We start from the raw sequence: 20,440 nt of genomic DNA, 5'->3' as shown, positions 1-20,440 counted from the left end.
CGACAAATCGCAGCGGCGCTCATGGCGCAGCTCTTGACAAGCACCTTTGTAAATTGTCCTCACGATGTTGACACGACTGAGAATCCAGGGTTTCAAAAACATCGAGGATGCGGAGGTACGCTTCGGTCCCTTCACTTGTATTGCTGGGGCCAACGGCGCAGGAAAGTCCAACCTGTTTGACGCCATACAGTTCCTGCGTGACCTTACCGAGTTTTCTTTGATCGAGGCAGCGGCAAGAGTCCGAGATCCGCAAGGGAAATCTGGTGATATTCGAGCCATATTCACCCAACACTCATCTCGCACTGAGAAAAAACTGCGCTTTGAGGCGGATTTCATTGTACCCAAGGAAGTCAGAGATGACTTCAATCGTCTGACCCGCCCCACAGCTACGTTTTTGACCTACTCACTTGAGCTGGGTTATGCAGCGGCTACCGAACAGTCGCCAGAGCGCCTTGAGTTACTTCACGAAGATCTCACTTACATTCCAGCCAGTCTTGCAAAAAGGCGCTTAGCATTTTCATGCGCGCCCATTTTCAGAGACTCTGTTATTTCGAACGAACGGCGCGCACCCTACATTTCCACCGAAGTCGAAGAGGGTAAAGCTGTCATCAAGCTTCACCAAGATGGTGGTTCCCGAGGTCAGCCCATCAAAATCCCTGCCGAAGGCTCTCCAAAGACGCTTGTTGGAGGCAACAACACCAGCGACTATCCCACGGTGTTGGCGGCCCGGCGTGAAATGCAATCCTGGACGTTGCTCCAACTTGAACCATCCGCTATGCGTCAGCCAGATGCATTCTCTGCTGATCCACGTGTCGCCTCAAATGGTGCACACATGGCCGCCACATTGCAGCGTTTGGATGCTGGAACACACATTTCAAACAAACTGGCTCGATTGCTCGACGATGTGGCACAAGTTTCAGTCGACAAAGACAACAGCCGAAGAACATTGACACTGTTGGTCACAGGACGCAACGGTGTTTCGCACCCTGCCCGAGCATTGTCAGATGGCACACTGCGCTTTCTGGCATTGGCCATCTTGGCAGAAGACCCAGAATCAGGTCGAGTTCTGTGTTTGGAGGAGCCTGAAAATGGAATCCATCCATCACGGATACCCGCCATTCTTGAGCTTCTACGTAGCATGGCAGTTGATACTCGAGAAGCTGTTGATGGGGACAACCCACTCAAACAAGTCATCATCAACACTCACTCGCCGCTGGTGGTGGGCGAATTGGACATTGCTGACTTGGTCATGGTCAGTAGTGTGCGGCAAGCTGGTTCATATCAGGCATCGTTCGACTGCATTGCACAGACTTGGCGCGCCACGGCGCCCCCTGCAAGCACTGAATTACCTCCTCCCCACGCCATTGCGCTGGGAGACATCCGCGCATACATTGAATCTGTAGACACCTCCAGGACCAGCACAATTCCATCGCCGATAATTAGACCAAACCGAGCCACTACAGTTCACAGCTATGTGGCACAACAACTGAACCTTGAATTCATTCCTTCAGAAAGTGTGGATCCATGAGGTTGAGCTACACATTGCTAGCCGATGGATCATCTGATCGGACGTTGCAACCTCTGATCAACTGGCTTCTCGAACAAAGCCACCCGGACATCCAGATACGACCTCAATTTGCCCATCGAATTCAAGGTCATGACCTGCTCGACAGAGCTCTTCAAGCGATCAAACTATTCCCCTGTGATGTATTGTTCGTTCACCGTGATGCAGAAAAGTTACCATTTGAAGACCGCGTAAAAGAAATCGAAGTTGCACTAACACCCAGTCGAGTTAACTATGTTCCTGTGGTCCCCGTCCGAATGACCGAGGCTTGGCTGCTCTCCAATGAAGCAGCCATTCGACAAGCTGCGGGAAACCCCATGGGCAACATGGCACTAAATCTGCCTCCCGCCAAAAAGTGGGAAAAACTCGCTGATCCAAAAAACACCCTGTTCGAGGCCCTGCGTACGGCAAGCGGATTGACCGGTCGTCGCTTGCGGCAATTCAATCCTGAAGAGGCGCGACACCGAGTGGCAGAGATTCCCACTGATTTCACGAAGCTGCTTGCTTCACCTGCATTCGCTTCGTTGCAAATGAATATTCAACAACTGGTCGTGCGATTGACTGACAGTTGAATTTCTCCATCATCTTGGCCAGAGTTGGAGACACCTTGCCCAAACCTCACGCAGCCAGCCGCCACGCCTGTGCAATCAGCGCCTGGGCCGCCGGTGCCGGGGCCGCCTGGCTGTTGGACGGGCATGCCGACCTGGGCAGCCAGGCCCTGCCCCTGGTGCTGGCCGCTGCCCTGGCCAGCGTGTGGTGGCCCACCTGGGCCGCTGCCATGGCATGCGTGGGTGCGGCGGCGGCCTTCAACTGGCTGTTCGTGGCCCCACGCGGCACCTTTGAAGTCACGCTGTCGCGTGACGCCCTGCTGCTGTCCACCATGCTGGCCGTCAGCATGGGCATCACCCTGCTCATGGCCCGCCAGCGGCGCACCACGGCGCTGGCCCGTGTGCAGGCCCAGCGCATCGGGCAGCTGTACGCCCTGTCCGAACAGCTGCGCCAGGCCGACACCGCCCTGGCCGCCTGCGACGCCCTGGCCCGCGTGCTGCCCAGCACCCGCGTGGCCTGCCTGGTGGTCAACGGCCCCACACCGCGGGTGTGGGGCCCCCTGGACGCCAACCAGCGCGACGGCCTGAACCTGTGCTGCCGCGAAGGCAAACCCCTGGGCCGCGGCACGGGCCGTTACGACAACCAATCCGACTGGTACCTGCCCCTGCGGGGCGTGCACGCCGTGCAGGGTGCCGCGCTGCTGCACCCGCCCACCGAATGGTTGCCCCAACCGACCGAGCGCGAACACGCGCAAGCGCTGTGCGACCTGCTGGGCCAGACGCTGGAGCGCCTGCACGCCACCACCCTGGCCGCGCAAGCCGCCCGCGACGCCCAGGCCCACGCCCTGCGCAGCACCTTGCTCACGTCGGTGTCGCACGACCACCGCACCCCCCTGGCCGCCATCCTGGGCGCGGCCTCGTCGCTGGTGGACCAGGGCGACCGCCTCAGCCCCGAACAGCGCCAGCGCCTGGCCCGGGCCATCGTGGACGAAGCCAGCCACCTCAGCCGCCTGACCGACAACGCCTTGCAACTGGCCCGGCTGGACGCCACCACCGACGGCCTGCGGCGCGACTGGGAATCCATGGAAGAACTGGTGGGCGCGGTGCTGCAACGGGTGCGCGCCCGCGACCCAAGCCGCCGCATCCGCGCCCGCGTGGCCCCCAACCTGCCCCTGCTGCGCTGCGACGCCGTGCTGGTGGTGCAGATGCTGGAAAACCTCATCGACAACGCCCTGAAATACAGCCCGCCCGACACCCTGGTGGAGGTGCTGTGCAAAGCCCACCCCGAATCCGCAACCCCGCCTGCCGCGCCGCCCGCCGCCGTGTTGCTGGCCGTGCGCGACCGGGGGCCGGGCCTGCCCGCCGATGCCCCGCAGCGCCTGTTCACCGTGTTCGAGCGCGGCCAAGATGCCCGCACCGCCGCCATCCGCGGTGCCGGGGTGGGCCTGGCCCTGTGTGCTGCCGTGGCCCGTGCCCATGGCAGCACCCTCAGCGTGCGCCCACGCAAACACGGCGGCACCAGCATGGAGCTGCTGCTGCCAGTGGACCCCCAACCCTCCGCCCAACCCGCCCCACCTTCCGAGCCCGCCCATGAGCCTGCGCGTCCTGCTGGTTGAAGACGACCCCGAACTCCGCGCCACCCTGCGCAGCGTGCTGGAGGTGGAGGGCTACCGCGTGGCCCCCGCCGCCAGCGTGGCCGACGCCCTGGCGCAGGCCCAGCACGCCCAAGCCCACGACGCCTTTGACCTGGTGCTGCTGGACCTGGGCCTGCCCGACGGCGACGGTGCCACCGTGCTGGCCCGCCTGCGCCAGCAACACCGCTGGCCGGTGCTGGTCATCTCGGCCCGGCACGACGAGGGCCAGAAAATCGGCCTGCTCGACGCCGGAGCGGACGACTACCTGGTCAAACCCTTCAGCGCGGGCGAGCTGCTGGCCCGCATGCGCGTGGCCCTGCGCCACCGGGGCCGCACGGTGGAAGCCGCGCTCACCCACTACCAACGCGCCGGGGTGGTGGTGGACCTGAAGCGCCGCACCGTGACCCGCGACGGCCAACCCACCCACCTCACCCCCACCGAGTTCAACCTGCTGGCCCGCCTGGTGCGCAACGCCGGGCAGGTGGTGACCCACCGCCAACTGCTGGTGGACGTGTGGGGCGCCGAACACGCCCACGACACCCACTACCTGCGCCTGTACATGGGCCAGTTGCGGGCCAAGTTGGAAACCGACCCCACCGAACCGCAATGGCTGCTGACCGAGGCCGGCGTGGGCTACCGCCTGGCCGAGCCCGACGGGGGCTGAATCCCCTGTTCAGCGCCATCCTTATGCGTTCCTGATGGGGGCCTGGGCAGACTGCATCGCCATGTTCCACTCGGTCTGAGCGCCATGTCCCTGCCCGCCTCCACGTCAGCCCCTTCCACGCCCCCGCTGTCCACGCCGTCCGCCCCCGGTGCGCCGGACCTGGACGCCACCGCCACGCCCCACGCCGCCCGCCGCCACGGCCTGGCGGCCCTCACGTTGGGGGCCATTGGTGTGGTGTATGGCGACATCGGCACCAGCCCGCTGTACACGGTGAAAGAGGTGTTTGCCACCCACACCGGCGTGCCGCTGGACGCGGTCCACCTGGTGGGGGCCATTTCCACCATTTTCTGGGCGCTGATGCTGGTGGTCACCCTCAAGTACGTGGTGCTCATCCTGCGGGCCGACAACCACGGCGAAGGCGGTGGCCTGGCGCTCACGGCGCTAGCCGCTGCCGCCGTCAAGGCCCACCCCAGGCTGCGCCAGGGCCTGCTGCTGCTGGGCGTGGCCGGGGCCACGCTGTTTTATGGCGACAGCGTCATCACCCCTGCCATTTCGGTGCTGGGCGCCATGGAGGGTTTGCAGGTGATCGCCCCTGAGCTGACCCGCTGGGTGCTGCCCGCCTCGGTGTTGATCCTGGTGGGGCTGTTTGCCATGCAGCGCTTTGGCACGGGGCTGGTGGGCAAGTTCTTCGGGCCCGTCATCGTGCTGTGGTTCCTGACCCTGGCGGCCACCGGCGTGTGGCACATCGCCCAGCAGCCGGGCATTCTGGCCGCGCTCAACCCACTGCGGGCCTGGGAATTCGTCACCACCCGGGGCTGGCACCTGCTGGCCACGCTGGGGGCCATTGTGCTGGCGCTCACCGGGGCCGAGGCGCTCTACGCCGACATGGGCCACTTTGGCAAGAAGCCCATCCAGATCGCCTGGACCGGCCTGGTGCTGCCCAGCCTGGCCCTGAACTACATGGGCCAAGGGGCCTTGCTGCTGGCCGACCCCTCGGCCATCGAAAACCCCTTCTACCTGCTGTTCCCGGATGAGTGGTTGGTGCCCGCGCTGGTGCTGTCCAGCCTGGCGGCCATCATCGCCTCGCAAGCGGTGATTTCGGGGGCCTACTCCATGACCAAGCAGGCCATCCAGCTGGGCTTTCTGCCCCGCATGACCATCCGCTACACCTCGGCCAAGGAAGCGGGGCAGATCTACATGCCCGCCGTCAACTGGCTGCTGTTGCTGGCGGTGGTGGGGGTGGTGCTGGTGTTCAAGTCGTCGTCGGCGCTGGCGTCGGCCTACGGCATCGCGGTCACGCTGACCATGGCCATCACCACGGTGCTGACCTATTTTGTGGTGCGCCACGGCTGGCACCTGCCGCGCAGTGTGGCCGTGGGGGCCACCACCTTCTTCCTGCTGCTGGACCTGCTGCTGGTGGCGGGCTGCGCCGTCAAGTTCTTTGACGGGGGCTGGTTCCCGCTGGCGCTGGGCGGCCTGCTGTTCATCGGCATGAGCACCTGGGCACGCGGGCGCAAGCTGCTGTCCGACAGCATCCGCCGCGACGGGCTGGCGCTGCAACCCTTCATCGACGCGCTGGACCCGCGCAGCATGTTCCGCGTGGAGCGCACCGCCGTGTACCCGGTGGCCGACCCGACCATCGTGCCCCAGGCCTTGCTGCACAACCTCAAGCACAACCAGGTGCTGCACGAGCGCAACGTGATCCTGACAGTCAAGTTCCGCGACGTGCCCTGGGTGCCCATGGCCGAGCGTGTGGCCTTGCAAGCACTGGGCCACAGCTTCTGGCAGGTGACGCTGTACTACGGCTTCATGAACAGCCCCGACGTGCCCAAGGCGCTGGCGCTGGTGGAGTCGCAGGGCCTGCGCATCCCCACGTTCGAGACCACCTTCTTCCTCAGCCGCGAGACGGTGGTGCCCACCCACGGCTCGGGCATGGCGCACTGGCGCGAGGTGCTGTTTGCCACCCTCAGCCGCAACGCGGGCGGGGTGGTGGAATTCTTCCGCCTGCCCGACAACGCGGTGGTGGAGCTGGGCACGCGGGTGCAGATTTGAGATTGGGCCTGCGGTGGGCCTTCGGTGGGGTGGGGGCCGGGCTGCGGTGGGCCTCCTCGCCGTGGGTCCGCTGGCGCGGACTGCGCTGCGGTGCTCGGCCGTGGGGCGGCGTCGCGGAACTCGCTGCACGCCCTTGCGGGCGTTCCGCTCATACAGCCGCGACGAAGTCAGAGGTTGAAGGTGCGCTTTCGCGCACCCGCCCCACGGCCTGTGCGCCTCGCCCACGGCGAAGGTGGCCCACCGCAGCCCCGCCCCCACCCCACCAAAGGGCTCAATGTGCCCCCTGTCCCGTCATACCAATCGCTACGTTTTCAATAGCTGCTCACGCTTATTGAAAAAGCGGTAGAGGCCAATTTTTCATTGAATTCAAAACCCCAGCGCAGTCAGCATCTGCTGCCGCAGCGACTGGCACTGCGCCAGGGGGATTTCAGTGTTTGCGCTTCGGTGGGTTGAAACGGCGCACACGATGACCACGCAGAAAAGCACCGCCAGCCCTTCGGTGGAGCGGGTGCGCGGCCGAGCACCGCAGCGCAGTCCGCGCCAGCGGACCCACGGCGAGGTGGCCCACCGCCGCCCGGTGCCCGCCTCACCGAAGGGCTGGCCCCGGCGACAATCGCCGCATGCCCCAGTCCACCCCTTCGCCCCTGCGTTCCTTGCGCTACGCGGGCCGCGTGCTGTCGCTCATCCCGCCGATGACGCAGCTCAACACGCCCTACCCGTCCACCGCCTACCTCACCGGTTTTTTGCGCTCGCAAGGCGTGGACGCGGTGCAGGCCGACTTGGCCCTGGCGCTGGTGCTGCGGCTGCTGAGTGCCGACGGCCTGACCCGCGTGAAGGCCGCCGCCCTGGCGCAGCCGCCCAAGGCCCGCAGCGCCCAAGTGCAGCACTTCCTGGCCGAGTTCGACCGCTACCACGCCACCGTGGAGCGGGTGGTGGCCTTCTTGCAAGGGCGCGATAGCACCCTGGCCCACCGCATCGCCAACCGCAGCCTGTTGCCCGAGGGCCGCTGGTTTGCCACGCTGGACCAGCACCCCGACGATGGCAGCGGTGACCCGCTGGGTTGGGCCTTCGGTGCCCTGGGCCTGCACGACCGCGCCCGCCACCTGGCCACGCTGTACCTGAACGACCTGGCCGATGTGCTCAAGGACGCGGTCGATGCCCGCTTCGAGTTTGTGCGCTACGCCGAAAAACTGGCCGCCGCCCAGGCCAGCTTCGAACCGCTGGCCCAGGCGCTGGCGCAGGCCCAGGCCAGTCCCAACCTCATCGACACGCTGCTGATTGAAGAAACAAATCAGGCCCTGGCGCTTTTGGATAAAGCGCAAGCAGCTACAAATTCAGAAGCAAACTGCCCGCCCGTGGTGCTGCTGTCCGTGCCCTTCCCCGGCGCGGTGTTTGCGGCCTTCCGCATGGCGCAGGCCATCAAGGCGGCCCGCCCCCAGGTGGTCACCGTGCTGGGCGGGGGCTACGTCAACACCGAGCTGCGCGAGCTGGCCGAACCCCGGGTGTTCGACTTTTTCGACTACGTCACCTTGGACAGCGGCGAGCGCCCCCTGCTGGCCCTGCTGGAGCACCTGGCCGGCCAGCGCAGCCGCGACCGCCTGGTGCGCACCTTTGTGCGCAACGACGCGGGCCGCGTGCAATACATCCAATGGCCCGAGCCCGACGTGCCGTTTGAACACGTGGGCACCCCCACCTGGGACGGCCTGCCGCTGGACCGCTACCTGAGCCTGCTGGACCTGCTCAACCCCATGAACCGCCTGTGGAGCGATGGCCGCTGGAACAAGCTGACCGTGGCCCACGGCTGTTACTGGAAGAAGTGCAGCTTTTGCGACGTGGGGCTGGACTACATCGGCCGTTACGAAACCGCCACCGCCACCACCCTCGTGGACCGCATCGAGGCCATCGTGCGTGAAACGGGGCAGACCGGCTTCCACTTTGTGGACGAGGCCGCGCCGCCCAAGGTGCTGCGGGCGCTGGCCGAGGAACTCATCCGGCGGCAACTGGGCATCAGCTGGTGGGGCAACATCCGGTTTGAAAAGAGCTTTTCGCCCGAGCTGTGCGAGCTGCTGGCCGACAGCGGCTGCATCGCCGTCTCGGGTGGGCTGGAGGTGGCCTCCGACCGGCTGCTCAAGCTCATGAAAAAAGGCGTGGATGTGGCCCAGGTGGCCCGGGTGACCAAGGCCTTCACCGACGCCGGGGTGCTGGTGCACGCCTACCTGATGTACGGCTTTCCCACGCAAACGGTGCAGGACACGGTGGACGCGCTGGAGTACGTGCGCCAGCTGTTCGAGGCCGGGTGCATCCAGAGCGGCTTCTGGCACCGCTTCACCGCCACCGTGCACTCGCCCGTGGGGCAACACCCGGCGGACTACGGCATTCGGCTCCAGCCGCTGCCCGCCGCCCCCATGGGCCCCGAGGGCCGCCCGTTGACCTTTGCCCGCAACGACGTGGGCTTCACCGACCCCACCGGGGTGGACCACGACACCCTGGGCGCGGCGCTGAAAAAAGCCATCTACAACTACATGCACGGCATGTGTGTGGAGGACGACGTGCGCCGCTTCTTCAACACCAAGGTGCCCCGCCCCACCGTCAAGCGCGACTTCGTGGCGCGGGCGCTGGCATGATTTGCCCCATGTCCGAACCGCAAACCCCCGCCCACGAAGCCGCCAACCCCACGCTGCTTCGCTTGATTCCCAGCACCGCCGAACGGCTGATCGAGGTGGGCTGTTCTTCTGGGGCCCTGGCCAGGGATTTCAAAAAGACCCACCCGCAGGCGCACTACCGCGGCATCGAGATCGATCCGGGCTACACCGAACTGGCCAAGCGCCATTGCGACGAAGCCACGACGCTGGACATCCAGACCGCGCCCCCTGAGTTCTGGCAGGCCCAGCGCGACCGCGATTGCTGGGTGTTTGGTGATGTGCTGGAACACCTGGCCAACCCCTGGGCCATCCTGAAACAGGTGCGAGGCGTGATTCCACCCAACGGCTCGGTGGTGGCCTGCATCCCCAACATGCAACACTGGTCCATCCAGGCCAGGCTGAGCGTGGGGGACTTGCGCTACGAGGACAGTGGCCTGCTGGACCGCACCCACATCCGGTGGTTCACCCGGCAGACCATTGGCGAGCTGTTCAACCAGGCGGGCTTCACCATCGTCAGCGGAACGCCGCGCATCTTTGCCGAGCCCATGCGGGACCGGTTCATGCCCATCATCCGGGCCATGGCCCAGGCCGCGGGGGCCGACCCTCGTCAGGCCGAGGCCGATGCCGCCCCCCTGCAATACGTGGTGGTGGCCCAGCCCACCTGAGCGGGCCGAGCCACATCACCCTGCGCCGAGCTCAGACCTCGGTGACAAACTGCTCGCGCGGGCGGCGCACCTTGGTCAGGTTGACCAGCCAGTCCTTGTCGGACAGGCGGTAGCCCAGCGGCACGATGGCCACGCTGCGCAGGCCTCGGGCGCGCAGGTCGAGGATCTCGTCCAGCGCGTTGGGGTCGAAGCCTTCCATGGGGGTGCAGTCCACACCTTCAAACGCGGCGGCCATCAGCGCCGCGGTCATGCCGATGTAGGCCTGGCGGGCGGCGTGCTGGAAGTTCACTTCGGCGTCGCGCTGCGGGTAGTTGGCCAGCAGCATCTGGCGGTAGTTTTCCCAACCTTCGTTCTTGAAGCCGCGGATGGTGTTGGTCAGGTCGAACATGTGGTTGATGCGCTCGGCCGTGTAGTTGTCCCAGGCGGCAAACACCAGCAGGTGCGAGCCGTCGGTGATCTGGCCCTGGTTCCAGGCGATGGGCTTGATGCGCTCGCGCACCTCTTTGCTGGTGACCACCACCACTTCGAACGGCTGCAAGCCGCTGGACGTGGGGGCCAGGCGGGCGGCTTCCAGGATGCGCTCCACCACATCGGCAGGCACCGTTTGGTTGGGGTCCATGGCCTTGGTGGCATAACGCCATTGCAGTTGTTCGATCAGGGGATTGGGAGTGCTCATGCGTGGCCTTTTTGAAGGAAAGAAAAGGGTCAAGGCTCCACTGTACGCAGCCTTTGGTTGCCCCAGAAGATCCAATAAAGCAAAATCAGGTTGACTCAAAAGCAACAATAGCAACCATGCTGAACGCCCAACTGCTGACCACGTTTGCCACCATCGTTTCGGCGGGCAGCATCAGCGCCGCGGCGCAGCGGCTGGGGTGTGGCAAGTCGGTGGTGTCGCGCCAACTGGCCCGGCTGGAGGCCGACCTGGGTGCCCGCCTGATCCAGCGCACCACCCGCACCCTGACCCTGACCGAGGTGGGCAAAGCCGTGTGGACACAGGCCCAGCAGGTGGAACAGGCGCTGCGCAACGTGGCCGACATTTCCGGCCAGTTCCAGCTGGTGGTGCGTGGCCCGCTGCGGGTGGCCTGCCCACGCCCATTGGGCGAACGCCACCTGGTGCCGCTGGTGGCCGAGTTCATGCGCTTGCACCCCGAGGTGGAAATCACCCTGCTGGTGGAAGACCGCCTGGTTGACTTGGTGGCCGAGCACATCGACGTGGCCATTCGCGTGGCGCACCTGGACGACTCATCGCTGGTGGCCACCCAACTGGCCGACAACCCCCACATGTTGGTGGCGGCCCCGGCCTACCTGACCCGCGCAGGCACCCCCAACACCCCGCAAGACCTGCTGCAACACGACTGTGTGCTGTGGACCCGGCACCGACGCGTGTACAACGAATGGTCGTTCACCGACGACGCAGGCCACGCCACCCAGGTGCAGGTGCAGGGGCACTTCCACACCAACGACGGCATGGCCCTGGTGGCAGGAGCCTGCAACGGTGCGGGCATTGCGGTGGTGAGCCGCACCATGGTGGAGCAGGAACTCAGCCGGGGTGAACTGGTGCCGGTGCTGCCGCAATACCGCCTGCCGCCCGGCCCGCCCATCCACGCCGTCTACCCCGCACGGCAATGGCTGGCCCTGAACACCTCCACGTTTCTGGCGTTTTTGAAGGAGAAGTTCAGTGGGGGTCGAACGCAATGAAGGCCAAGGCCGCCGCAAACACCCCCACCATGACCACCAGCCCCCCCATCACCAGGGTGCCGTAGCGGCGGCCACCGCTCACGTAGGCCAGGATGGACTTGGCCAGCACACTGGCCGCCAGCACCCCGGCCAGCCCCCACGCGGCCACGGCGGGCGGCATGCTGCCGGTGGCACTCACCTGGGCAATGCCCGCCGCCGCGGCGTGGATCTCGGCCAGGGCCACCAAAATGGCGGCCACCAGCACCCCGGCGTCGCCGTACACCTGCCCCAGCCAGGCCGCCAGCAGCGACACACCGGCAATGACAGCAGCCAGCAGCAAGGCGTGCGAGATCTTGAACGCGTGTTCGGCCTGAGGGTGCTCACCGCCCTCCGACAAATCCACCTGACGCAGGTACAGCCAAGCCATCAGCGTCAGCGCCAGCAGGCACGCGGCCAGGGGCCAGAAAATCGCTTTCAGCAAGGAGGGCGATGCCGCGGCCACCACGGCCCCGAACAGCATGACCGACGCCACGTTGGACAGCAGCGCCGCCGACGCCGCCGGTGCGGCCAGTTCGGGCTGGGTTCGTGTGCGCTGCCCCATGCCCGCCACAGCGGCGGTGGACGACGCAAACCCCGAGAAGAACCCGGCAATCGGCAAGCCCCAACGCGCCCCCACCGCCCGCATGGCCACATGCCCCAGCATGCCCACGGCCATGACCAGCACCACAATGCGCCACAAGGTGTAGGGCTTGAGCCCCCCCCACGGGTCCAGGGCTCCCTGGGGCAGCAACGGCATGACCACCAGGACCGCCGCAGCCAGCATCAGGCCGTCCTGCATCTCGCGCTCGTTGATGAGGTCGCGGCTGAGGTGGTGCAGCGGCTGCTTGGCGTACAGCAAGATGGCACACACCACCCCCACCGCCACCGCCAGGTGGGCTTCCTGGAAGGCCAGGGCCCCCAGCACCATGGACAACAACAGGGCCACCTCGCCCGTCAGGCCCCGGTCCTTGTGGGCCGTGTTGAGGTAACCGGCCACGGTGAGCGCGCCCATCAGCGCCAAGGCCGCCACAAACACCGTGGACCCCAGGCCCCAGGCCACAAACCCCAGCACCGCGGTCAGCGCGTGGGTGCGGGTGCCGGCAATTTCTTCGTTGCCGCCGTGGCGTCGCTCGCGGATGACGCCGTTGAGCAAACCCAACCCCAATGCCGCCAGAAAGTTGTGCAGGATGGTGTTCCATTCCAAGGCCATGGTGGGTGCTCCTCAAAGGTCTGACGACAGGTTGCGCAGCGCCCGCCGTTCGATGGGGGTGCTGAAAATGATGGACGTGCGTGTTTCGCCCCAGGCGTTGATGTCGGCCAGAAAGCGCTCCAGATCGGGCAGGTCAGTGGCCACCACCAGCATCAGGTACGAGTCGTTGCCACTGACGTGGTGGCATTCCAGCACCCGGTGCTGTGCGGCCAGATGCGTCAAAAACGCCTGTTTGCCCGGCTGGGGCACGTTGATGCCCACCATGGCCCGCACCCCGTACCCGGCCGCATGGGCGTTGACGGTGGCGCTGTAACCAGTGACCACCCCGGCCTCTTCCAGGCGGCGCAAGCGCTCCTGCGTGGCGGGCACCGACAGGCCCGTGGCCTGGGCCAGCACCTTCAGCGGGGCGCGGGCATCGGCCTGCAAGGCCTGGAGCAGGCGCCAGGATTTGTCGTCAAGCGGCATGGCGGAATCCCTTCTTGGGCGCTGTACATACGGGTTCAGCACCCCAATCGCCGAAAAATTCGAAAGCGAAAGGCAGTTTTACCTGAATTTTCCACTCCCGGGTAGCCCGCTGTTTCCGTAGCATTCTGTGCATGATGACCGCTGCTGATGCCTCCCTCTTCCTCTCGGCCCTGGTGGTCGGCCTGTCCATTGCGGCACCGGTCGGCCCCATCGGTTTGTTGACCATCCAACGCACCCTGCACCAGGGCTTCGGGGCCGGGCTGGCCACCGGCCTGGGGGCAGCCACCGCCGACAGCCTGTACGGCGCGGTGGGGGCGTTTGGGGTGACCTGGGCCATTGCCTGGCTCACCGGGCTCAAGCTGCCCTTGGCCCTGGTCGGCGGTGCCTTGCTGCTGTGGCTGGCGTGGCAAACCTGGCGCTCGCCGTTGGCCGCGCAGTCGGCCACGGCGGTAGGACACAACCTGTGGGGCATGTTTGGCGGCACGCTGGTGCTGACGCTGTCCAACCCGGCCACCATCCTGTCGTTCATTGCCATCTTCGGGGCCCTGGGCGGCAGCATGGCGGGGCAGGCGTCGCCCTGGGTCATGGTGGCAGGCGTGTGGGTGGGCTCGGCCCTGTGGTGGCTGATGCTGGCCGGGGTGGTGTCGCGCACCCGGCATCAGTTTTCCGATGCGTGGCGGCAACGCATCAACACCGGTTCGGCGCTGTTCCTGGCGGCTTTTGCGTTGTGGCAGTGGGTTGGGGTGCTGCGCGGTTTGATCTGACGCAAACCCCCTGCAAGCTGTCACACCCCCGGGGGGATGGCTGTCCTACAGTGGGCATGGCGACCGGACGTGCCGGTGCCCCCACTGCAAGGACGAGCAATGAAATCCATCTCCCTCGACAAGGCCGTGGCCCTCATTCCCGATGGGGCCAGCCTGATGATCGGCGGCTTCATGGGCGTGGGCACGCCCGAGCCCCTCATGGACGAACTGGTGCGCCAGAACCGCCGGGGCCTCACCGTCATCGCCAACGACACCGCCATGCCCGGCGTGGGCATTGGCAAGCTCATCGCCGCAGGCTGCGTGGCCAAGGTGGTGGCCAGCCACATCGGCCTCAACCCCGAAACCCAGCAGAAGATGATTGCCGGTGAGATCGAGGTGGAACTGGTGCCCCAGGGCAGCCTGGCCGAGCGCATCCGCGCCGGGGGCCACGGGTTGGGCGGCATCCTCACCCCCACCGGCGTGGGCACCTTGGCCGCCGAGGGCAAACGCACCCTGGAGGTGGACGGCAAGACCTATTTGCTGGAGCTGCCCATCAAGGCCGACTTCGCCCTCATCAACGCCAAGGACGCCGACTACACCGGCAACCTGGCCTACGCCCTGACCGCCCGCAACTTCAACCCGCTGATGGCCATGGCCGCCCGCTGCGTGATGGTGCGCGCCGAAAACATCGTGCCCGTGGGCGTGATCCCGCCCGACCATGTGATGACCCCCGCCCCCGTGGTGGACTACATCATCGCCCACTGACCCCGCTGGAGCCCTGCACCATGGACGCACAGAACATCATCGCCCGCCGCATTGCCCAGGAGCTGAAAAGCGGCATGCTCGTCAACCTGGGCATTGGCATCCCCACCCTGGTGGCCAACCACCTGCCCGCCGGGGTGCATGTGTACTTCCAGTCCGAAAACGGGCTGATGGGCACCGGCCCCATGCCCGAGCGCGGCCTCAACCACCCCGACCTGACCGACGCCGGGGGCCGCCCCGTCACCGCCCTGCCCGGGGCCTGCACCTTCGACAGCGCCTTGTCGTTCGGGCTCATCCGCGGTGGCCACCTCGACATGACGGTGCTGGGGGGCCTGCAGGTCAGCCAGAGCGGCCAATTGGCCAACTGGATGATCCCCGGCAAGATGGTGCCCGGCATGGGCGGCGCCATGGACCTGGTGACCGGTGCCAAGCGGGTGGTGGTGGCCATGCAACACACCGCCAAGGGCCAGAGCAAGATCGTCAAGGCCGTGAGCCTGCCCCTCACCTCGGTGCGCCCCATCGACCTGCTGGTGACCGAAATGGCCGTCATCGCCTTCCCCAACGGCCAGGCCACACTGATGGAAACCGCGCCCGGCGTGTCCCCCGCCCAGGTGGTGGCCGCCACCGAAGCCGAGCTGGCCGTCTCACCCGACGTGAAGACCATGACACTCTGACCCCACGGGGGCGTCGGCGGACCGACACACTGCCTAGAATGCAGCGCCATGACCGCCCAGACCCCCGTGACTGCAGAGCCTTCCAGCGACTTTCCGCCCACCGAGCAGCTGCCGCACGGCCTGTCCACCGAAACCCTGTCGCTCATCGCCGGTGACCTGGGCGATGCGGCCTACCGCGTCGACAACTTTGCCGAAAGCCTGGATTGGGTGAGGCGCATCCAGCAATCCCAGCTGGCGGCCACCATGGTGGTCGTCAGCCCTGTGGGCCAAGGTGCGCCCGAAGTGCACCTGTCGTTCTCCGGCCGCATGCGCCGCGTCAGCGACGAACACCAGACCCTGGAGCTGGACCTGCCCCTGGCCAGCCCGCCCGTGGCCAAGGGGTTGACGCTGCGGGGATCGGTGCGCCTGCAGGGGGTGGTCATCACCTTCGAATGCGAAACCCTGGGGTCCGTGGAGGGAGACGAAGGCCAACCCACCGTGCTGCGTGCCCGGCTGCCTTTCAGGCTGTACCGCTTGCAACGGCGTGACAGCTTTCGCGTGCCGGTGCCGTCGTCACAGGGTGTGTTCATCACCCTCAAACCCGGCCTTCGCCACCTGGAAAACCTCAAGGCCCTGGACCTGAGCTGCGGTGGCGTGTCGGTATTGGTGCGTGCACCGCTGGAGGCCGTGCACCTGGGCAAACGTTTTCCGGGAGCCACGGTCAAGCTGGGGCCACACGCCACCAACGACCAGTTCAAGGTGGACATGCTCATCCGCCACGTGCGCCTGGCCCCGCCGGGCCTGAGCCAGCTGCTGGGCCCCTCGGCAGCGCCCGCCCCCAAGTTGCCCCCACTGCAAGCCAACCGCCACGGTGGCCCGGCCTCGCGCGAAGCGGCCCTGGCCGCCATGGGGGCGCTGCTTCAACCCGAGTTGTTGCAGCTGGGCATCGAGTTCGAGCGCATGCCCACCCAGCTGGAACGCAACCTGGCCCGCCTGGTCAACGAGCTGGGCGTCAACCTCATCACCCGCGTCAAGGACGACCTGTAGCCTGCTGCGTGCGTCGGGCGCGCCATGCGCCCCCCAGGGCCACCAAGCCCGGCACCAGGATCAGGCCCCAGATGATCTTGCTCAGGTTCGCCTGCACCCAGGGCAGGTTGCCAAACAGGTAGCCCGCCCCGCACAGCCCCACCACCCACAGCACCGCCCCGACCACGTTGTACGCCGTGAACTTGCGGCGCGTCATGTCGGCCACACCGGCCACAAACGGCGCAAAGGTGCGAATGAACGGCATGAACCGCGCCAAGACGATGGTGATGCCACCATGCCGCTCGTAAAACGCGTGGGCCTGGTCAAACGCCTGCCGGTTGAACCACCGCGAGTGCTCCCACTGGAACACCTTGGGCCCGAAATACCGGCCAATGGTGTAGTTGGTCTGGTCCCCCAGCACCGCCGCCACCAGCAACACCGCCACCGCCAGCGGCCAGTTCATCAGCCCGGCCCCCGACAACGCACCCACGATGAACAACAACGAATCGCCCGGCAGGAAGGGCATGACCACCAACCCGGTCTCCACGAACACGATGAGGAACAACAAGGCGTACACCCAGGCCCCGTAGGCCTGCACAAAGGCCTCCAGGTGCTGGTCCACGTGGAGGACGAAGTCGATGAGGAAAGAGATCAATTCCATGTCAGGGCATGTGGCAACAGCGACGCGGGATGATACGAGCCCTGCCTACAATCCTCCGGTGACCGCCTCCGCCCCCGCCTCCCCCCCTTCGCCCGCGCCCACCCAGCCACCCCAGCGCCGTCCCATCCTCGAACTGCCCGATGAGCTCATCAGCCAGATTGCCGCCGGTGAGGTGGTGGAGCGCCCGGCCTCGGTGGTGCGCGAGCTGGTGGACAACGCGCTGGACGCTGGCTCGCGCCACATCACCGTGCGGCTGCTGGCCGGCGGTGTGCGCCTGATTGCGGTGGAAGACGACGGCTGCGGCATCCTGCGCGACGAACTGCCGCTGGCCCTCAAACGCCACGCCACCAGCAAGATTGCCAACCTGGCGGAATTGGAGGCCGTGGGCACCATGGGCTTTCGGGGCGAGGCGCTGGCCGCCATCTGCTCCATTGCCGACGTGTCGCTGCTGACCCGCACCGAGCGCGACGACAGCACCCACGGCTGGCTGCTCAACGCCACCAGCGGCGAACTGCGCCCCGCACCCCGCACCCGCGGCACCACCGTGGAGGTGCGTGAACTGTTCTACGCCACCCCGGCCCGGCGCAAGTTCCTGAAAACCGACGCCACCGAGCTGGCCCACTGCCTGGAAGCGGTGCGCCGCCACGCCCTGGCCCGCCCCGACGTGGGCTTTGCCGTGTGGCACGAAGGCAAGCTGGTGGAACAGTGGCGCGCCCAGGGGCACGACGCCGACGCCCTGGGCCAACGCCTGGCCGACGTGCTGGGCAGCGACTTTCTGCCCCAGAGCGTGGGCGTGGACCATGGCAGCGCCCTCTCGGGCTGGGAAGGTGGCCCGCGCATCCGCGTGTGGGGCCGTGCCGGGTTGCCCGACGCCGCCCGCAGCCGCGCCGACCAGCAATTTGCCTATGTGAACGGGCGCTTTGTGCGCGACAAGGTCATCACCCACGCCGCCCGCGCTGCCTACGAGGACGTGCTGCACGGCCACCGCCAGCCGGTGTACGCGCTGTTCATCGAGATCGACCCCGCCCGGGTGGACGTGAACGTGCACCCCACCAAGATCGAGGTGCGCTTTCGCGACAGCCGCGAGGTGCACCAGGCCGTGCGCCGCGCGGTGGAGGCGGCCCTGGCCGCCCCCCGCGCCGCCGCCCTGGCCAGCGCTTCAACCGCCCCCCTCACACCCGCCCCGGCAGAGCCGCTGCCTTCGGCGTCTGCGACAACTCCCTCGATGGCCCACGCGGCTGCCGCTTCGGCCCACGCCGACCGCAGCCCGCCCCTTCAGGCCGCCCCCACAAACCCAACGCAGGCGGCGGAATTTCACAAGCCTTTTGGGGTTCTACCGCTTTCAAACAAAGCGCAAAGCGCTATTCATTTTGCAGATGCACCGGCCCGCGGCTCGGTGTTGTCGGTGCAAGACCTGCAACGCCTGTGGGCGCCTGCTCCGGCCACCCCAGCCACCCCGGCCTCAGCACCTGCACCCGCCGCAGCACCCACCCCGGCGGCAGCCCCGGAACAAGCCCCCGCCGTCTGGCCCCTGGGCCGGGCGCTGGCCCAGTTGCAGGGCGTGTACATCCTGGCCGAGAACGCCCAGGGCCTGGTGCTGGTGGACATGCACGCCGCGCACGAGCGCATCGTGTACGAGCGGCTCAAGGCCCAGTTGGCCGAGGGCGGGCACCGCATTGCCAGCCAACCGCTGCTGATCCCCGCCACGTTTGCCGCCACCCCCGCCGAAGTGGCCGTGGCCGAAACCCAGGCCGACACCCTGGCCCTGCTGGGGCTGGAAGTCACACCGTTTTCAACCCGCACCCTGGCCGTGCGGGCCGTGCCCGCCGCCCTGGCCCAGGCCGATGCCGCCGAGCTGGCCCGCAGCGTGCTGGCCGAGCTGGGCCAGCACGACGCCAGCACCGTGGTGCAACGCGCCCAGCACGAACTGCTGGCCACCATGGCCTGCCACGGCGCGGTGCGGGCCAACCGCCGCCTGACGCTGGACGAAATGAACGCCTTGCTGCGCCAGATGGAAGCCACCGAGCGCAGCGACCAATGCAACCACGGCCGCCCCACCTGGCGGCAGCTGACCATGAAAGAGCTGGACGGCCTGTTCCTTCGCGGGCGCTGAGTCCATCCCCGCCGTCCCCATCCCCCCATGAGCCCACCGCCAGCCCCCTCCCACGGCCCTGACGCGCCGCAGCCCCCCGCCACCGCCATGACGCCGGTGACGGTGGTGTTCATCCTGGCCATGCTGCTGGGCGTGCAACCCGTCACCACCGACCTGTACCTGCCCGCGCTGCCCGCCATCCGGCAGGACTTTGGCGGCAGCCTGTCGCAGGCGCAGTTGACGCTGTCGGGCCTGCTGCTGGCGTTTGGCCTGTCGCAACTGGTGTGGGGCCCGATGTCGGACCGCTGGGGCCGCCGCCCGGTGCTGCTGACGGGGCTGGGGCTGTACACCCTGGCCGCCGTGGGGGCGTTGATGGCCTCCAGCATGGGCTGGCTGGTGCTGTGGCGGGTGTTGCAGGGCGCAGCCATGGGCGCGGCGGTGATGGCCGGGCGGGCCATCGTGCGCGACCTGTACGTGCCCGAGCAAGGCGCACGGGTGCTGAGCAAGGCCCTCAGCGGCCTGGGGGTGATTGCCGCCCTGTGCGCCCCCGTGGGCAGTGCGCTGGCCAGCGCCTGGAACTGGCGGGCGGCCCTGGGGGCGTTGGCGGTGTTCGGCGGCGTCACCCTGGTGGTGGTGGCCTGGCGCTTCAAGGAAACCGTGCAGCACCCCAACCCGCGGGCACTGAACCCGGCGGCCCTGGCGGCCACCTGGGGCCAGATCCTTCGCCACCCCACGTTCTGGGCCTACGGGCTGCTGGCCACGGCGTCGTATGCCGGGCTGTTCACGTTCCTGGCGTCGTCATCCTTCGTGTTCATCGACGTGCTGGGCCTGTCGCGCCTGGTGTACGGCTGGGCCATGTTCGCCATGGCGGTGTCGTACCTGGTGGGCACCTTCCTGTGTCGGCGGCTGCTGGCGCGTTTCGGGGTGCAGCGCACGGTGCGGGTCGGCGGCTTCATCACCCTGCTCGGTGGCACGGTACTGGGCGTGCTGCCCTGGGTGGGGGTGATCCACCCGCTGGCCATCCTGGTACCGTTTTGCGTGTTCACGCTGGGCCACGGCATCCACCAGCCCTGCGGTCAGTCAGGGGCCGTGGGGCCATTTCCGCAGGCCGCGGGCGCAGCCTCGGCCCTCAGCGGGGTGCTGATGATGGTGGTGGCCTTTGCCGTTGGCAGTTGGCTGGGCTGGCGCATGGACGGCACGGTGTTTCCGCTGACCAACGGGGTGTGGTTCTGGGCCACCTTCCTCACCGGCACGGCCTGGACGCTGGTGCAGCGGCACGGGGGCTCGGGCACGTGTGCCGCGCCCGTGGCGGTGATGACATCTCCCCAGCCCAGGCCATGACC

The 20,440-nt window shown here is 67.0% G+C and carries 18 protein-coding genes; 14 read left to right on the top strand and 4 right to left on the bottom strand.

Annotated elements, in window-relative coordinates; translation table 11 throughout:
- The first annotated feature begins 64 nt into the window (after nucleotides 1–64).
- The 7 genes from ACYVB7_RS00880 to ACYVB7_RS00850 all read left to right on the top strand — a co-directional run bounded on the left by ACYVB7_RS00880 (nucleotide 65) and on the right by ACYVB7_RS00850 (nucleotide 9,769).
- Nucleotides 65–1,528 (top strand): AAA family ATPase, encoded by a 1,464-nt coding sequence (locus ACYVB7_RS00880; protein ID WP_460504649.1) that lies wholly within the window; start codon nucleotides 65–67, stop codon nucleotides 1,526–1,528.
- A 2-nt stretch (nucleotides 1,529–1,530) separates the two neighbouring features.
- Nucleotides 1,531–2,136: a hypothetical protein gene (locus tag ACYVB7_RS00875; RefSeq protein ID WP_460504647.1), complete on the top strand. Its 606-nt coding sequence runs from the start codon at nucleotides 1,531–1,533 to the stop codon at nucleotides 2,134–2,136.
- 35 nt (nucleotides 2,137–2,171) lie between these two features.
- Entirely contained in the window at nucleotides 2,172–3,728 is a 1,557-nt protein-coding gene (locus ACYVB7_RS00870) for a sensor histidine kinase (RefSeq protein ID WP_460504645.1), read from the top strand.
- A complete protein-coding gene (locus ACYVB7_RS00865; protein WP_460504643.1) occupies nucleotides 3,703–4,410 on the top strand; it encodes a response regulator transcription factor KdpE in 708 nt (235 codons plus the stop codon). Before ACYVB7_RS00870 ends, ACYVB7_RS00865 begins: the two co-directional genes overlap by 26 nt.
- Nucleotides 4,411–4,494: 84 nt before the next feature.
- Nucleotides 4,495–6,462 carry a potassium transporter Kup gene (locus ACYVB7_RS00860; RefSeq protein ID WP_460504641.1) on the top strand — a complete coding sequence of 656 codons (1,968 nt, stop codon included), beginning with the start codon at nucleotides 4,495–4,497 and terminating at the stop codon, nucleotides 6,460–6,462.
- Between the two features lie 620 nt (nucleotides 6,463–7,082).
- Nucleotides 7,083–9,086, top strand: coding sequence for a B12-binding domain-containing radical SAM protein (locus tag ACYVB7_RS00855; RefSeq protein ID WP_460504639.1), 2,004 nt, complete (start codon nucleotides 7,083–7,085; stop codon nucleotides 9,084–9,086).
- An 8-nt stretch (nucleotides 9,087–9,094) separates the two neighbouring features.
- Nucleotides 9,095–9,769 (top strand): class I SAM-dependent methyltransferase, encoded by a 675-nt coding sequence (locus ACYVB7_RS00850; RefSeq protein ID WP_460504638.1) that lies wholly within the window; start codon nucleotides 9,095–9,097, stop codon nucleotides 9,767–9,769.
- A 31-nt stretch (nucleotides 9,770–9,800) separates the two neighbouring features.
- On the opposite strand, the gene ACYVB7_RS00845 is transcribed toward ACYVB7_RS00850, so the two are convergent.
- Nucleotides 9,801–10,445, bottom strand: coding sequence for an NAD(P)H-dependent oxidoreductase (locus ACYVB7_RS00845; RefSeq protein WP_460504637.1), 645 nt, complete (start codon nucleotides 10,443–10,445; stop codon nucleotides 9,801–9,803).
- 116 nt (nucleotides 10,446–10,561) lie between these two features.
- Between ACYVB7_RS00845 and ACYVB7_RS00840 the strand changes: the two genes are divergently transcribed.
- Complete coding sequence (locus ACYVB7_RS00840) at nucleotides 10,562–11,467, top strand: LysR family transcriptional regulator (RefSeq protein ID WP_460504636.1); 906 nt, start codon at nucleotides 10,562–10,564, stop codon at nucleotides 11,465–11,467.
- On the opposite strand, the gene ACYVB7_RS00835 is transcribed toward ACYVB7_RS00840, so the two are convergent.
- Together ACYVB7_RS00835 and ACYVB7_RS00830 are read right to left on the bottom strand one after the other, a co-directional pair.
- Complete coding sequence (locus ACYVB7_RS00835; protein ID WP_460504635.1) at nucleotides 11,445–12,695, bottom strand: MgtC/SapB family protein; 1,251 nt, start codon at nucleotides 12,693–12,695, stop codon at nucleotides 11,445–11,447. The two genes, ACYVB7_RS00840 and ACYVB7_RS00835, sit on opposite strands and share 23 nt — an antisense overlap.
- Before the next feature lie 12 nt (nucleotides 12,696–12,707).
- On the bottom strand, nucleotides 12,708–13,160 hold the full coding sequence (locus ACYVB7_RS00830) for an Lrp/AsnC family transcriptional regulator (RefSeq protein ID WP_460504634.1): 453 nt from the start codon (nucleotides 13,158–13,160) through the stop codon (nucleotides 12,708–12,710).
- Nucleotides 13,161–13,291: 131 nt separating this feature from the next.
- Between ACYVB7_RS00830 and ACYVB7_RS00825 the strand changes: the two genes are divergently transcribed.
- The 4 genes from ACYVB7_RS00825 to ACYVB7_RS00810 all read left to right on the top strand — a co-directional run bounded on the left by ACYVB7_RS00825 (nucleotide 13,292) and on the right by ACYVB7_RS00810 (nucleotide 16,365).
- The gene (locus ACYVB7_RS00825) at nucleotides 13,292–13,924 is read left to right on the top strand and encodes a LysE/ArgO family amino acid transporter (protein ID WP_460504633.1); all 633 of its coding nucleotides are present in this window, start codon (nucleotides 13,292–13,294) and stop codon (nucleotides 13,922–13,924) included.
- 99 nt (nucleotides 13,925–14,023) lie between these two features.
- On the top strand, nucleotides 14,024–14,668 hold the full coding sequence (locus ACYVB7_RS00820; RefSeq protein ID WP_460504632.1) for a CoA transferase subunit A: 645 nt from the start codon (nucleotides 14,024–14,026) through the stop codon (nucleotides 14,666–14,668).
- 20 nt (nucleotides 14,669–14,688) lie between these two features.
- Nucleotides 14,689–15,339 carry a sugar phosphate isomerase family gene (locus tag ACYVB7_RS00815; RefSeq protein WP_460504631.1) on the top strand — a complete coding sequence of 217 codons (651 nt, stop codon included), beginning with the start codon at nucleotides 14,689–14,691 and terminating at the stop codon, nucleotides 15,337–15,339.
- Between the two features lie 48 nt (nucleotides 15,340–15,387).
- On the top strand, nucleotides 15,388–16,365 hold the full coding sequence (locus ACYVB7_RS00810) for a PilZ domain-containing protein (protein ID WP_460504630.1): 978 nt from the start codon (nucleotides 15,388–15,390) through the stop codon (nucleotides 16,363–16,365).
- Here ACYVB7_RS00810 and ACYVB7_RS00805 read toward each other — a convergent pair.
- A complete protein-coding gene (locus ACYVB7_RS00805) occupies nucleotides 16,349–17,005 on the bottom strand; it encodes an SNARE-associated domain-containing protein (protein WP_460504629.1) in 657 nt (218 codons plus the stop codon). The two genes, ACYVB7_RS00810 and ACYVB7_RS00805, sit on opposite strands and share 17 nt — an antisense overlap.
- On the opposite strand from ACYVB7_RS00805, the gene mutL reads away from it, so the two are divergent.
- Nucleotides 17,004–19,118 (top strand): DNA mismatch repair endonuclease MutL, encoded by a 2,115-nt coding sequence (gene mutL / locus ACYVB7_RS00800; RefSeq protein ID WP_460504628.1) that lies wholly within the window; start codon nucleotides 17,004–17,006, stop codon nucleotides 19,116–19,118. The two genes, ACYVB7_RS00805 and mutL, sit on opposite strands and share 2 nt — an antisense overlap.
- 27 nt (nucleotides 19,119–19,145) lie before the next feature.
- Complete coding sequence (locus ACYVB7_RS00795; protein ID WP_460504627.1) at nucleotides 19,146–20,438, top strand: multidrug effflux MFS transporter; 1,293 nt, start codon at nucleotides 19,146–19,148, stop codon at nucleotides 20,436–20,438.
- Nucleotides 20,439–20,440 lie beyond the last annotated feature (2 nt).

The organism is Hydrogenophaga soli (assembly GCF_054777695.1).
This window is presented reverse-complemented; position numbering and strand designations above follow the sequence as displayed.